9 protein-coding genes and 3 pseudogenes are annotated in these 13,794 nt (G+C 67.9%); 10 read left to right on the forward strand and 2 right to left on the reverse strand.

Features of this window, described 5'->3' with window-relative positions; genetic code table 11:
* Positions 1-33 precede the first annotated feature (33 nt).
* The 6 genes and pseudogenes from IPI67_06545 (at position 34) to IPI67_06570 (ending at position 6,002) form a co-directional block, all read left to right on the forward strand.
* Positions 34-2,601, forward strand: a complete 2,568-nt coding sequence (locus IPI67_06545) for a phosphatidylserine/phosphatidylglycerophosphate/cardiolipin synthase family protein (protein ID MBK7579852.1) — start codon at positions 34-36, stop codon at positions 2,599-2,601.
* Between the two features lie 157 nt (positions 2,602-2,758).
* Positions 2,759-3,685 carry an AraC family transcriptional regulator gene (locus IPI67_06550; GenBank protein ID MBK7579853.1) on the forward strand — a complete coding sequence of 309 codons (927 nt, stop codon included), beginning with the start codon at positions 2,759-2,761 and terminating at the stop codon, positions 3,683-3,685.
* Between the two features lie 441 nt (positions 3,686-4,126).
* A pseudogene (locus IPI67_06555) lies at positions 4,127-4,459 on the forward strand (PAS domain-containing protein).
* Positions 4,445-4,693 (forward strand): annotated as a pseudogene (locus tag IPI67_06560) (hybrid sensor histidine kinase/response regulator). Before IPI67_06555 ends, IPI67_06560 begins: the two co-directional pseudogenes overlap by 15 nt.
* Before the next feature lie 126 nt (positions 4,694-4,819).
* Positions 4,820-5,614: pseudogene (locus IPI67_06565) on the forward strand (response regulator).
* Positions 5,615-5,840: 226 nt separating this feature from the next.
* Positions 5,841-6,002, forward strand: a complete 162-nt coding sequence (locus IPI67_06570; protein ID MBK7579854.1) for a hypothetical protein — start codon at positions 5,841-5,843, stop codon at positions 6,000-6,002.
* Between the two features lie 18 nt (positions 6,003-6,020).
* Here the strand turns inward: IPI67_06570 and IPI67_06575 are convergent, their stop codons facing one another.
* Both IPI67_06575 and IPI67_06580 read right to left on the reverse strand, forming a co-directional pair.
* A complete protein-coding gene (locus IPI67_06575) occupies positions 6,021-7,247 on the reverse strand; it encodes a glycosyltransferase family 4 protein (GenBank protein ID MBK7579855.1) in 1,227 nt (408 codons plus the stop codon).
* A complete protein-coding gene (locus tag IPI67_06580; GenBank protein ID MBK7579856.1) occupies positions 7,247-8,272 on the reverse strand; it encodes a radical SAM protein in 1,026 nt (341 codons plus the stop codon). Before IPI67_06580 ends, IPI67_06575 begins: the two co-directional genes overlap by 1 nt.
* Positions 8,273-8,637: 365 nt before the next feature.
* Between IPI67_06580 and IPI67_06585 the strand changes: the two genes are divergently transcribed.
* From IPI67_06585 to IPI67_06600, 4 genes are read left to right on the forward strand one after another with little or no spacing between them, the layout of a single operon-like run.
* On the forward strand, positions 8,638-9,651 hold the full coding sequence (locus tag IPI67_06585; protein ID MBK7579857.1) for a hypothetical protein: 1,014 nt from the start codon (positions 8,638-8,640) through the stop codon (positions 9,649-9,651).
* A 2-nt stretch (positions 9,652-9,653) separates the two neighbouring features.
* Entirely contained in the window at positions 9,654-11,009 is a 1,356-nt protein-coding gene (locus IPI67_06590) for an SUMF1/EgtB/PvdO family nonheme iron enzyme (protein ID MBK7579858.1), read from the forward strand.
* Positions 11,006-12,325, forward strand: coding sequence for an SUMF1/EgtB/PvdO family nonheme iron enzyme (locus tag IPI67_06595; protein ID MBK7579859.1), 1,320 nt, complete (start codon positions 11,006-11,008; stop codon positions 12,323-12,325). The genes IPI67_06590 and IPI67_06595 overlap by 4 nt, the downstream gene beginning before the upstream one ends.
* Complete coding sequence (locus IPI67_06600) at positions 12,322-13,794, forward strand: protein kinase (GenBank protein MBK7579860.1); 1,473 nt, start codon at positions 12,322-12,324, stop codon at positions 13,792-13,794. The genes IPI67_06595 and IPI67_06600 overlap by 4 nt, the downstream gene beginning before the upstream one ends.

A 13,794-nucleotide genomic window follows, 5' to 3' on the forward strand; every position in this document is an offset into this window, starting at 1 on the left:
CTCAGCGGTTCGTTGGAGCGTGGAAGCCCACGCATGCGTGACGGCGCAAGCATGTCCCGGTCGACGCGCACGAACTTCCGGCGCGCGCTGGTCTTCGTCGATCATATCGGGGAGCCGACCCATGTACTCTCGGCGCTCGCGAGCGTGGCGCCCACGCTCAGTAGCATCGTCATCGTGGCCGGCGAGCGAGTGCTCGAATCGCTGGCTGGATGGCGAGAAGTGGCGAACTCCTTCGCGCCGCAGGTGGCCGCGTACCACGCGCCACACCTCCCGTTGGAAGCGCTCGCGGAGCTGGCAAGGACCGAGTCCGCCGATCTGTTGGTCGTAGGAGGGGCGTCGCTGGCCTGCGCGCGCCTCGTCGCGGCCGCGGCGCAACGCGCCGGCGTCGCGCTGCTCTGGCCCGCCGGCGGAAACCACGCTGGTGTGACGCATGTCTTTTGCGCCGCGCTCGGTCGGCGATCTCGATCCGCAATCGCCGCGTTCTTGCGCGAGCAGGCCTCGCCGTCGTGGACGCTCTCGATCGCCGGTGCGCCGGAGATGGGAGTTGGCGAGATTGCGTCCGCTCTGGACGTGCTGGGCGTTCGGGCGCGCGCGACGTTGATACCTCACGCCGCAACTTCGCTGCGCAGCGCGCTGGCGGTCGCCGCGAGCGCCGGGCGGGTCGATCTGATCGTGCTCGCGCGGGTCCCAGCCCCGCTGCTCATCGCGTACGATTGGCCCGCGCCCGTGCTGGTCGTTCCCACGCCCGCGGGACCCAGAGGTCCCTCGCTCGACGTGTGCGACGCGATCGAGCTCCGGGGACGGGTCCGAGTCCACGTCGACGAGGTCACCGTGGGAGGCGGGCTGTCGCCGGCCGCCGGCCGCCGGCTCGCATTGGTCACGGGCGGGCAGACCATCGAGACGCTCCTCACGACGAACGATGGCGAGCTCGACGCTCTCGTCGTGCCGTCCACCGCGACGCTCGGCATCGCGTCCATCGACGACGGCGTTGCGGTCGACGCCATGACAGTGATCGACCAGCGCTTCGCCATCCTCCGCCCCGTACGTCGGGTTGCGCTCTTCGACGCGGAGCTGAGTCGCGAGAAACTCGAGCGACAGCGTGAAGTCGCCAGCGTTTCCGATCTCGAGCCGCTCGGCGTGCGCATGAGGCCGACGCGACGCGTCTCCGCGATCCGCGAACGCCTTCGCGCCGTAGACTTGCCGACGTGTGTCATCGACGCGCGCGCCGTGCTCGATGAGGGCGTTGCATTCGACGTCGCCGAAGCCAACGACGCGGTTCGCCTGGGTCGGGTCGGCGCGCGGCTGCGCTCGGCAGGCTACGACGTGGTCTCGCTCTTCCATCCGGGTCTTCCAGCCCCCGAAGCGCTGGTGCGCGATGACCCCAGCGTGGCGGTTGCGGGCAATCGTGTCGACATCGAGCTCGACAACAAGCTCGCTCGCGCGCGGCTTCTGGACGCTATCGCGCAGAGCGACGATTCGGTGAACGTGCAGGTGTACATGGCACAGGGTGACGAGGTCGGCGCTGCGATCGAATCGGCGATCGCCGACGCGGGAGCCCGGGGGGTCGTCGTACGCGTCCTCGTCGACTCGCTGCACGGCATGCATGGCTCGTTCGGGAGCGAGAACCCTCTCCTCGCTCGCATGGCCCAACGCCGTGGCGTCGAGGTGCGCGCCTCGCGACCCGTCGCGAGCGTGCCGACCATGGCGGACATCAAACAGCGCGACCATCGTAAGCTCGTCGTCGTCGACGAACGGGTTGCGCTCGTGGGCGGACGCAACTTGGGGAACGAGTACTACACCGGCTTCGACGAAGTCTCGCTCGAAACTACGACGTCGTGGCGCCGGGTGCCTTGGCTGGACGGGGGCGTGCGCATCGAGGGGCCCGCGGTGACGCCCATCGCGGAGTCGTTCCTCCAGGCGTGGACGAGCGCCGGCGGCGCGCCGTTCGCCCTGCTCCCCTGTTCGCCCGCGGGAACGGTCCAAGTTCGGGTCGTCGACCACCACGGCCTACGCGACGCGCGCACTCTCGAGGCGTACCTCGAGCTCATCGACGGCGCGCGCTCGCAGATCCGCGCCGTGAATGGCTTCCCGTACGTGCTCGAGCTCCAGCACGCGCTCGTGCGTGCGATTCGCCGAGGCGTTCGCGTGCGCGCGCTGACCGGTCATGTCATCCCGCGCCACAACGAGACGCCGTTCACGGGCCCGTGGTCGTTCGCGCGAGCAACGGTCACGGAGTTCGTGCATTCGCGATTGGATCCGATCGTTGAAGCAGGCGGTGAGGCTTTCTTCTTTGCGCTCGAAGGGGTAGCGGGTTGGCACCCCGCGCTCGGCCGGGTCTTCCCGCACGTTCATGCGAAAATCATGTCCATCGATGGCGCGCGATGCGCCGTCGGCAGTGCAAATCTCGACGTGACCTCGGCCTATTGGGAGAGCGAGCTGATGGTCATCGTCGAGGACGCGCAGGTCGTGCAGCAGCTCGAGGCACGCATCGACGAACTCATCGCCGGCTCGGCGCGGATCGAGCGTGACGATTCGAATTGGCGCGAACGTGCACGACGCCGTAGCTGGATGCGACGTTGGCCCGGACCGATCGCCATCTGAGCCGCCTGGGGCGGTTGCGCGTAGGTCGTCGCTGAGCCCCGCGTCGGCGTACAATCGCCTGGTGCAACGGGCAACCAAGGTGCGACCGTGGAAACAGCAGGGGACCGCCAGCGTGGTGGAGCTGCGACCGATGCTCCAGTACGCTCGCACGAGGGGCGTGGACGTCGATGGGATCCTCCGTGACATCGGCGTGTCGGCGTCCAAGCTCGACGATTTCGATCTCCGTATCCCCGAGGCGAGCCGCTCTCATGCTTGGATCCAGGCCGACCTGCAGGCGCGCGACCCGTACTTCGGCTTGAACGTCGCCGAACAGGCAAAGATGGGAGCGTACGACGTCCTCGATTATGCGTGGTGCTTCAGCAGCACCCTCGGCGAGGCGCTGGACCAACTGGTCCGTTTTCATCGCGTGCTGTCGGATGCATGGGCAATCAGCCACGAGGTCGTCGGGCGTAGTGCTCGGTTGCGACGCATCCATCGAACACCTGCCCCCGAAGTCGAGGCGGCCCTCGCATTCCTGCACCTCCGTGCGCGCGAGCTCACCGGCCGCGACCTCGCGCCGAGCGAGGTCAGTTTCGCGCACGCCGCACAAACTGATACGACACGCCACCGAGCGGTGTTCGGCTGTCCGGTGCGCTTCGGCCGCCCATTCTCGCAGCTCACTTTTTCCGTGACCGACCTTGCGATTCCCATCGGGACAGCCAACCCCGGCGTTCTCGCGGTCCTGGAACGCTACATGAGCGAGATCCTATCGCGTGTTCCGGCCGCGGGATCCTTCGTCGAAACGGTCCGGGCGGCCGTCTCCCGGACGCTCCGTGCGGGTGCTCCGCCGAGCTTGCGTACGACCTCTCTCGCGCTTCATGCATCGGCCCGCACCATCCAGCGCAGGCTCGCCGAGAACGGCACGACTCACCAAGAGATCGTGGACGCCGGGCGCCAGGAGCTTGCCGAACATCTGCTCGCCGAGGGGCGGCTCTCGATCACGGAGATCGCCTTCCTTGTCGGCTTCTCCGACGTCAGCGGCTTCCAGCGCATGTACAAGCGTTCGACCGGCGTGAATCCGTCCCAACGGCAGCGGCCGGACTGACCGGCCGGCCGTGTGGCGCCGGAGGCCTCGCGTTCTGGCGTGTTCGGCGCGGCCGGAACCCGAAAACGCAGCAAATAGACTGGCGTGCCGACACGGATCGTTCTCTTCGATGCCCCATCCTCGGACGAGAGGACCGCCTACGTCGAGGCGCTGACTGCGAACGGACTGGTGGTCGCTGATGACGCCGATGCGCACGACGATTGCATCGTGGTTGGGCGTGACGAGACCTCGATTCTCGTTCACTTGTCGTATCCGGTGAGCGTGCGCCTGTCCCGAGGCATCAGCCCCGGAGATCTGGCGGCGTTTCTCCGGGTCGCAGTCGAGTTCGAGGAGCTGCAGCGCCGCGTGGGTCTTGGCGCGGAGGAGTCTAGCTCAAAGATCGAGAGAGACCTGCAGAGCACGACTGCATTTCTCGACTCGATCGTCGAGAACATCCCGCTGATGATCTTCGTGAAAGAGGCACAGCAGCTGCGATTCGAGCGCATCAACAAGGCAGGCGAGGAGCTGCTGGGGATCGGGCGGGAAGTGCTGCTCGGAAGGACCGACCGCGATTTCTTCACGGAGGAGCAAGCCGACTTCTTCCAGGCGAAGGATCGCGAGGCCTTGGCGGTGAGCTCACCCATCTGCGTGGCCGAGGAGGCGATCGTGACCCCGCAAGGTGAACGCTACCTCCGGACAATCAAGATCGCGATCCGTGACCGACGAGGCACGCCGACGCACCTTCTGGGGATCTCGGAGGACATAACCCCACGGAAGAAGATGGCCGAGGCACTTCGCCGGACGGAGGACCAGTTCCGCCAGGCGCAGAAACTCGAGGCCGTCGGGCGACTCGCAGGTGGCATTGCGCACGACTTCAACAACCTCTTGTCCGTCATCCTGAGCTACGCGGACATGATTCTGGAGGACGTGAAACCCGGCGATCCGCTCCGGGACGATCTCGGGGAAATGCGAAGTGCGGCGGAACGCGCCAGCTTGCTCACACGTCAGCTCCTCGCGTTCAGTCGAAAGCAGGTGCTCGCACCACGCGTCCTTGACCTGAATGAAACCCTCATGGGACTGCGGAGGCTTCTGGGTCGCCTGATCCGGGAAGACATCGAGCTCACGCTGGGCACGTCGCCAGGCCTTGGCTACGTCCTGGCCGACGTCGGGCAGATTGAGCAGGTGCTCATGAATCTGGTGGTCAATTCGCGTGACGCCATGCCCGAGGGAGGAAAGCTCACGATCGAGACTTCGAACGTGGACTTGGACGCCGAGTTCGCTGCGAAACACCTCGGCGTCGCGCCCGGACGCTACGTCATGCTCGCAGTCACCGACACAGGCATCGGCATGGACACGGCGACACGCGCGCGGATTTTCGAGCCGTTCTACACTACGAAGGAGCAGGGCAAGGGCACGGGGCTGGGGCTGGTCATAGTCTTCGGCATCGTGCATTAGATCGGCGGTACGATCTGGGTCTATAGCGAGCCGGGGCACGGGACCACGTTCAAGATCTATCTGCCGCGCGCGGCGGCTTTCGCGACCACCGCCCAGCCACCGAATCCCAAAGAGCCGGCACGCGGCGGTTCGGAGACGATTCTACTCGTGGAGGACGAGGACGCGGTGCGCGGGCTCGTGCGCACCATCTTGCGGCGCGCGGGTTACACGGTGCTCGACGCGGAGAACGCAGGCGCAGCGCTATTGGTGTGCGAAGCGCACCGCGAGCGCATTCATCTGCTACTCACGGACGTTGTCATGCCACGCATGAGCGGGCGCCAGCTAGCCGAGCGGCTCCTGTCAGTGCGCTCCGACATGACCGTGATGTACATGTCTGGCTACACGGACCACTCGATCGTGAATCATGGCGTGCTCGCTGCCGGCGTCGCCTTCGTTCAGAAGCCAATCACGCCGGGGCTGCTGCTGCGCAAGGTGCGGGAAGCGCTCGATCGTTGAAGGGGAGGGAACCCAGGTGCGACCCGGAGCTCAGAAGCTGCCGGCGCTCTGCTTTGACGAGCCCTGAGCCAGCCGAACACCAGCGCCGGGAAGAACACCGCGTCGCCACCGAGGCCATCCACGCGCCGTACGCCTCGTGGACGATCCCGGCGATGTGGACTCGCCTTGTCTCGAGATCCATGAGCTGCGGAGGGAGCCTCATTGCCCCAAAATCGGCGGCGATTTCGTGGGCTGGGTCCTCGAACACTACGCCTTGCTCAACTCTGTACTCCTGTGGATCGCCCCCTGGTGGGGCCTGGCAGCGTTGCTCTGGGAAGACATCCGGACGCGCGTGCAACGCCTCGTCGAGGGTGTGACCGGCAGCACTCCGACTCGCGTGCCTGCGTGAGGCGCCACCGCGAGCCGCTTACTCGGCTGCCTCTCGGTACACCTCCAGGTGCAGCGCGGCAGAGCGATCCCAGGAAAAACTCCGAGCGCGCTCGATGCCACGTGCTCCCAGCTCCGCCCGCAGCACGTCGTCGTTCGACAAACGACGCAGCCCCCGCGCGAGCTCGGACACGTTCAGGGGCACGTGCAGGGCCGCCCGTCCGAGCACCTCGACCAGCGGCGGGATGTCACTCGCGACGACCGGCGTGCCGCAGGCCAACGCTTCCAATGCCGGCATACCGAAACCCTCGTGTTTGGAGAACTGCACCAGCGCCTCCGCTCCCTGCAGGATCTCGAGCAGCGCGCCGTCGGAGAGGCGCTCGGGAAACACGACACGAGCGCCGATCCCGAGCGCTTCGGCGCGCTCGTCGAGCGGGGTCGAACGGAGCACCCCAAAACGCCGCCCGCGGTACAGGCGCTGCAACATCACCAGGTGCACGTCGCTGGGCAGACACGCCGCGGCGAACGCTTCGAGCACTGCCCGGTGGTTCTTGCTGGGAGTGTTCTGACCCACGACCAGCAGATATCGGCCGCGGATGCCCAGGCTTGCGAGCGCGCGAGCCCGCGCCGTCTCGCGGCACGCCGGGGGTTGAAAGCGCGACTCGACCCCGTGGTGAATCACACGAGTCCGCGTCCGAGCCGCAGGCTCGACGCGCGCGATGGCGAGCGCGGTGGCTTCGGAGATTGCGATCAGCCGCGTCGCGCTCCTGAGCGCACGCAGGATCCCGTCTCGATAGAACGCGGCTTTGAACGGCGTGACCGCGGACAGCCCCTCGGCATCCGCCGGCGACTCCAGCCACATGAGATCATGAACCGTCACCACGGTGGGGCATTGCACCCCGCGGCCCAGAATGTTGAAGGGTGCGTGCAGCACATCCGAGTCGTCCAGGTTCACCAGACGTGACGGCATGGTGAGCGTCATCAGACCGTTGGCCGGGGCCGCTACGACACTCTCACCGACGTTCGCTTCGGCCGACAGCGGGCGCGCCGCGCGTGGGTCGACCCACAGCTGGAAGCGCGAGCCCGGCGCGAGCCTCGGCACACGGTCCACGAGCGCCTGCACGTACGCACCAATGCCACTCGGCCGTTCGCGCACGTAACGGCAGTCGATGGACACCGCGAGGTTCGGCGGCGCACTCACACCCGGTTCGGGCACGAGTCGCAGCGCGGACGCAGGGGAGCTCCGACGAGCACGCTGCCCGAGCATCACGCCACCACCTTCAGGCGACGAGGTTCGGGACGAGCGGGGTCTTCGCCGACATCGACCCCGAGGGGCGGCAGCATGTGTCCGACCCGCCCTCCCCAGGCGTAGTTCTCCTCGACCACGCGGGCGCACCAGCACTGCCCGCAGCCACCACGCTTCAACTGCTCGAACGCCGCCCGCGCACCGAGCTCGACCACGTTCGGCGCGGTGCTTCGGCGCAGCACTTGCCCGCAGTGAAACAGGTTGCCCTCAGGGTCGAGCGTCGCGTTGATGATGCCGGCGGCGCAGGGCAGGCTCGCGTCCTCGGGGAAGGCCCGAAAATGGCGCAGGCTCGCCCAGCCATTGGCGACGGCTGCGGTGCCCGCGAGCTTGCGCGCTTCCAGCTGACGAAAGGCGCGCCGGAGCGCGTTGGTGTCCGACGCCCAGGCGCTCCCATCCCGAGCACTCTCCAGGAACAGACTGTTGCGCGCCGGCTGAAAGACCACCGGAAACTCCAGCTCTTCGGCCAGCGAGACCAGCTCGCCGACATGACCGACGTTGTGGCTACCAACGACACAGGTCAGCTCGACCCGGACGCCGGCGTCACGCGCCGCGAGCGCACCCTCCAGGGCCTTGTCGAACGCACCGTCGCCCCGCATGGCGTCGTGACACTCGCGCGGACCGTCCAGGCTGATCTTCAGCTTCGACAGCAGGCGGATGGTAGCCATTTTTTTCGGCACCAGGATGCCGTTGCTGTTCATGTAGACGCGCACACGCCGCTGTACGAGGAACGCCGTGACCTCGTCGATGCAGCGGTGGGTGAGCGGCTCACCGCCGTCGAGTGAGACGTGGCGCATACCCAGCTGGTGAAGCTCGTCGAGCGCGCGAAAGATCTGTGGCTTGGTCATTTCCCGCGGCCGCGGCGTGTGTCGATCGCAGTACTGGCAGTCGAGGTTGCACAGATGGGTGATCTCGAAGCCGACGGAAATCGGGGCGGGTTTGAGCCCAGAGCGCGCAGAAATCCCCCGCGCGAGAGTGGTCAAGTCCATCGGAAGCTCCTTGGGTCATGCAAAGGAACTGCAACGGGCGTGCCGCGCGTGTTTCCGCGCGCTGTCGGCGATCCGCAACCCGCGACGCGCCATCGCTGTGACTCACGCGCTCCAGTCGGGCGGAAACTCGACCACGCCTGTGAGCGCGCGGCACACCCGACATCGTCCCGGGGTGCGCCGCTGTGACTCGTAGGCGAGCCCGCCGGGGCGACCGAGGCAGGTAACTCGTTTCGTATCCCAAGCATTTTCCCGGGCTCGCCACGTCTCGCTGTACCAAACGAGCCCCTGCGCCGTATCCTGAAGGACGACGGATGCGGTGAGGGCTCTCGCAGCTGCACCCGCGCCCGCGCTCGGAGGTCCAGGTCTTGAATTCACGATGCACGCTTCTCACGACGACGTTGGCGCTCGTTGCGCTGAGCCCGACCCTCGCGCTGGCCGAGCCGAGCGCGAACGACAAGGCGATGGCGACCCAGCTGTACGACGACGCGCAGAAGTCGATGGCGGACAAGGCGTACGCGGTCGCCTGTCCGAAGTTTCGCGAGAGCCAGCGCCTCGATCCCCAGCTCGGCACGCTGTTGCATCTGGCCGACTGCTACGAGAAGGCCGGCAAGACGGCCAGCGCATGGGCGGCGTTCAAGGAGGGGGCGGAGATCGCCCATGCCCGCGCTGACGCGAGGGAGCGTGTGGCTCGCGAGCGAGCAGTGGCGCTCGAAACCGGCCTGGCACGACTGACCATCTCGGTGCCCGACGGCAGCTCGGCCGGGTTCCGAGTGGTGCTCGACGGGCAGGCCATCGGGCAGCCGCTCTGGGGCACGGCCGCACCCATCGATCCCGGCGCGCATGTGATCGTGGTGTCCGCCGACGGCCGAGAAGACCGGAAGTACCCTGTGACCGTCGCCCCGGGCGCGCTGGAGAGCGTATCCGTCGAGCCAGGCGCGGTGAGCCGGGCGGCCCCAGCCGCGAAACCCCTGCCGACGCCTGTCGAGACGCGGCCCGAGGCGCCGACACCCAGCGCCGCAGATCGAGCTCAGCGCGACAGGGCATCGAAGCGTCCAGTGCTCGGCTACGTCGGCATTGGCGTCGGCGTGGTCGGTGTCGGGGTGGGCGCGGTCGCCGGCGCCATGGTGTTCAGCAAAAAGAGCACGATCGACTCGCACTGCGACGCGAGCAAAGCCTGCGACGCCGAGGGCCTCGATGCGGCCTCGTCGGCCCGAACGTTGTCCACGGTGAGCACCGTCGGCTTCGTAGTCGGCGCGGTGGGCCTTGGCGCCGGCCTGTACTTCCTGCTCTCGGGAAGTGGCGGCGCCGCGCCACGCACTGCGCTGTCGACCCGCGTCGGTCCGGGGGGCGGCGGCCTGGCGTTGGTACGGGAGTTCTGAGCTTGAGTCGCTGGGGAATCGACGCTCTCGCGCTCCTCGTCGCCGCCACGGGGTGCGCGTCCATCGCAGGTCTCGACCTGGATGGCTTGCACGCGCGAGATGACGCGGGGACGACGGGCGGAGGTGCCGGGTCGGGCGCGAGCAGTGGGACCGGCGCATTCGGCGGCGGAGGAGCGAGCGGCGGCAGCGGGGCCTCGGGCGGCGCCTCCGGCGGCGGCGGCGGCACCAGTGGCAACGGTGGCAACGGTGGCACGAGTGGCAACGGCGGCAGCGGCGGCGGTGGGGGCAGCGGCGGGAGCTGCACGCCCAATGCATTGCAGTGCAACGGCGACCAGCCGCAGAAATGCAATGGCAGTGGCGTGTGGCAGGACGACGGTCTGGCGTGCACCGGTGACGGCAATTGCTCCGCCGGCGTTTGCGTCGCGACCAGCTGCAAATCGAGCGGTGTTGGCGTCACCGATTGCGGCCCCGGTGAGAGCTGTTGCACGAGCCTGCCGGTGCAAGGCGGGACGTTCAAGCGAAGCTACGACAACGTCACGTTCGTGGACGGTACGCATCCAGCGAAGGTCAGCGACTTCCGTCTCGACAAATACGAGGTCAGCGTGGGTCGCTTCCGGAAGTTTGTCGAGGCGTCGGTCGCAGGCTGGGCTCCTGCCGACGGGTCCGGCAAGCACATCCACGTGAACGACGGCAAGGGCTTGCTGGTCGCGCCCACGACCAACGCCTGGGAATACGGCTGGCGCGCGGCGTGGTCGAACAAACTGGCCAAGTCCACGACCGACTGGAACACGAACCTCAGTCAGAGTACGGCGTACCAGACGTGGACGACGAGCGCAGGGCCCCACGAGAAGCGGCCCATCAATTACGTGACCTGGTACGAGGCCTATGCGTTCTGCATCTGGGACGGCGGGTTTCTCCCGAGTGAGGCGGAGTGGAACTACGCCGCGGCCGGCGGCACCGAACAGCGCGTGTACCCGTGGGGCAAGACGGTGCCCGGTCCGGACACGAACCTGGCCATCTACGGTTGCTACCTCAACGGTCCTGCCTGTTCCGGCGTGACGGAAATCGCGACGGTCGGCTCCCTCCCCACGATCGTCGGCAAGTACGGTCAGCTCGACCTTGCCGGAAATGTGACCGAATGGAACCTGGACACGTTCCCAACCCCCTTCCAGGCGACCTCGGGCTACGCCACGCCGTGCACTGACTGCGCCGAGCTCTCCACCCCAGGGCGGTGCATGACCCGGGGCGGCTACTTCCAGCCGACGTCGACGACGGAAATCACCAACTCGCTTCGCGTCGGATACGCTCCGACGGATCGCAAGTTCGGCGTCGGATTTCGCTGTGCGAGGACGCCATGACGGCCTCTCACGCGTGGCCCTGGCTCGTCCTGGCCATCGCAACGACCGGTTGCGCGTCGCTTGCCGGCCTCGACCTGGACGGCTTGCACGAGCGAGCCGCCGACGGCGGCGTGACGGGGGGCAGCGGCGGCGCGGGCGGCGGCCAGGGTGGGACCATCGGTACCGGAGCGGCCGGCGGAAGCGGAGGCAGCGTGCCCACGGGGGGCGCGGCGGGAAGCGCCGGGCAGGGCGGCATCGCGGGCAGCGGAGGCACGGCGGGCAGCGGCGGCGGCGGCGGGTGTACCCCGGACGAGAAGCGCTGCAACGTGAACGCACCCGAGCAGTGCGACGCGCAGGGCACGTGGAAGAAGTTGCCGCAAGCTTGCGCTTCGCCGACGCCCACTTGCCTTGCCGGGGCTTGCGTCACGAAGCCGAGCTGTGCGGGGACGGGCGCGGGGATCGATGACTGCGGCTCGGGCGGGGGTAGCTGCTGTGACAGCCCGAAGCTGCCGGCCGGAACTTTCAAGCGCAGCTACGACGGCGGCAACTTCACCAACGCCACGTATACGGCCAGCGTGAGCGAGGTCCGCCTCGATCGGTACGAGGTCAGCGTGGCGCGTTTCCGGAAGTTCGCCGAAGCGTGGCTAGGCGGCTGGCGCCCCGATGACGGCGCCGGCAAGCACGACCACCTCAACGGCGGGAGCGGGCTGAAGGACGGCGCTGCGGGGGGCGCCTACGAGGTCGGCTGGGAAAAGGCGAGCTGGGACGCCAAGCTTCCGACGACGATTCAGGCCTGGGACGCGGCGCTCGCCTGCGACGCAAAACACAGTTGGGCCTCGGCGCCGGGGTCGACCGACCGGAGCGCGATCAATTGCGTGACCTGGTACGACGCGTCTGCATTCTGCATCTGGGACGGCGGCTTTCTGCCGAGCGAAGCCGAGTGGAACTACGCCGCCGCCGGCGGCAGTGAGCAGCGCGTGTACCCGTTCTCGAGCCCGGCGTCATCGAGCACGATCGACTGCAGCTACGCCAACTTCGCCGGGTGCATCCCGACGACGGGCATCGCCGGGGTGGACGCGCTGTCGCCGAAGGGTGACGGCAAGTGGACACACGCCAACCTGGCCGGGAACGTCCGCGAGTGGACGCAGGATTGGTACTCCGAGACCTATCCTCTGCCGTGTACCAACTGCGGGCACCTGTCTCCGATGACGGAGCGCGCGGCTCGCGGCAGCGACTTCCTGAACAACACCTTCACCGCCCAGAGCTCGGTTCGCTTGCATGGGGTGCCAGAGAAGCGCGAGGGCGGCTACGGGATTCGTTGCGCGAGGGTACCGTGAGCGAAGCGGAGAACACCTCGGCGGGCGTGCGCGAAGGCGACGTGCTCGCGGGGAAGTATCGAGTCGAGCGTGTGCTCGGAGTCGGTGGCATGGGAGTGGTGGTCGCCGCGCACCACATTCAGCTCGACGAGAAGGTCGCGCTCAAGTTCTTGCTACCCGCGGCGCTGACCAACCAACAGGCCGTGGTGCGCTTCGAGCGCGAGGCGCGGGCCGCGGTCAAGATCAAGAGCGAGCACGTCGCGCGCGTGACCGACGTGGGTCAGCTCGAGAACGGCGCGCCCTACATGGTCATGGAGTTCCTCGACGGGGGTGACCTGGCCGGTTGGCTCGAGCAACGCGGCGCGCTCTCCGTCGAGCAGGCCTGCGAGTTCGTGCTGCAAGCGTGCGAGGCCATCGCCGAGGCCCACGCCATCGGCATCGTGCATCGCGATCTGAAACCGGCCAACCTGTTCTGCATCCTCAGACGGGACGGCTTGCTCTCGGTGAAGGTGCTCGACTTCGGGATTTCCAAGCTGACGGTCCCGAGTGGCTCCGGCGCCGACCTCGGGTTCACCACGACACAAGCCGTGATGGGGTCGCCCTACTACATGTCGCCCGAGCAGATGACGTCGGCGAAGGACGTCGATGCCCGCACCGACATCTGGTCATTGGGTGTGGTCCTGTTCGAGCTCGTCACTGGGCGTGTCCCGTTCAAGGGGGATGCGCTCCCCGAGCTCGTGCTGAAGATCGCAGGGCACGAGCCTCCGTCGCTCCGCGACCTTCGTCCGGACACCCCTCTTGGGTTCGAGGCCGTCGTGCGCCGCTGCCTCACCAAGGATCGTCGAGACCGCTACCAGAACGTCGCTGAGCTCGCGCTCGCGCTCGCGCCGTTCGCGCCCAAACGAGCCAGCGTTTCTGTCGAGCGAGTGTCCCGCGTGATCTCCACCGCGGGCATCGCCTCCACCGTGCTGGTGCTGCCGCCCTCAACCGACGAGGGATCGCCGCCGGCGACTCCGGCCAGCACCGTCGATCCGACGGCGATTCCGCTGGGGGAGGCGACAGGACGCGTTTCGAGGCGGTCGCGGCTCCCGTACGTCGCACTCGGCGCTCTGGCTGTGCTCGGCGCTGGCGGGTGGGCGGTCTTCGCGCGGCACGACGCGGCGCCGACGACGGACGCGAGCGCGGCGGCGACCGGTGGAGCGAGCGCGGAACCCACTGTCGCGTCGTCCGTGGTGCCGCCGCGGCCGGCGGAAGAGCCAGCCGTGAGCTCGATCGAACCGGCCGCGGCCGCGCCGAGCGCAGAGCCTCGGACGGTGCCGGTCGCGAAGGGCGCCGCGCCGCCCAGACCAGCGCCCATCGAGAGGACAGCTGCCTCCGTCAAGCCGCCACCGAGCGCAGCGCCAGTACCGAGCGCAGCACCAGTCACGAAGCCACCTTCCGCACCTGTGACGGGTGCTGGTGGCTCGGATAGTCTCGGCGGTCGAATGTGA

This window comes from Myxococcales bacterium (assembly GCA_016706225.1).
GTDB lineage: Bacteria > Myxococcota_A > Polyangia > Polyangiales > Polyangiaceae > JADJKB01.

Excerpts from the sequence above, each read along its gene's own strand:
- IPI67_06575 (MBK7579855.1), bottom strand. The coding sequence starts at position 7,247 with ATGCTCGGGCAGCGTGCTCGTCGGAGCTCCCCTGCGTCCGCGCTGCGA.
- IPI67_06545 (MBK7579852.1), top strand. The coding sequence starts at position 34 with ATGCGTGACGGCGCAAGCATGTCCCGGTCGACGCGCACGAACTTCCGG.
- IPI67_06595 (MBK7579859.1), top strand. The coding sequence starts at position 11,006 with ATGACGGCCTCTCACGCGTGGCCCTGGCTCGTCCTGGCCATCGCAACG.
- IPI67_06580 (MBK7579856.1), bottom strand. The coding sequence starts at position 8,272 with ATGGACTTGACCACTCTCGCGCGGGGGATTTCTGCGCGCTCTGGGCTC.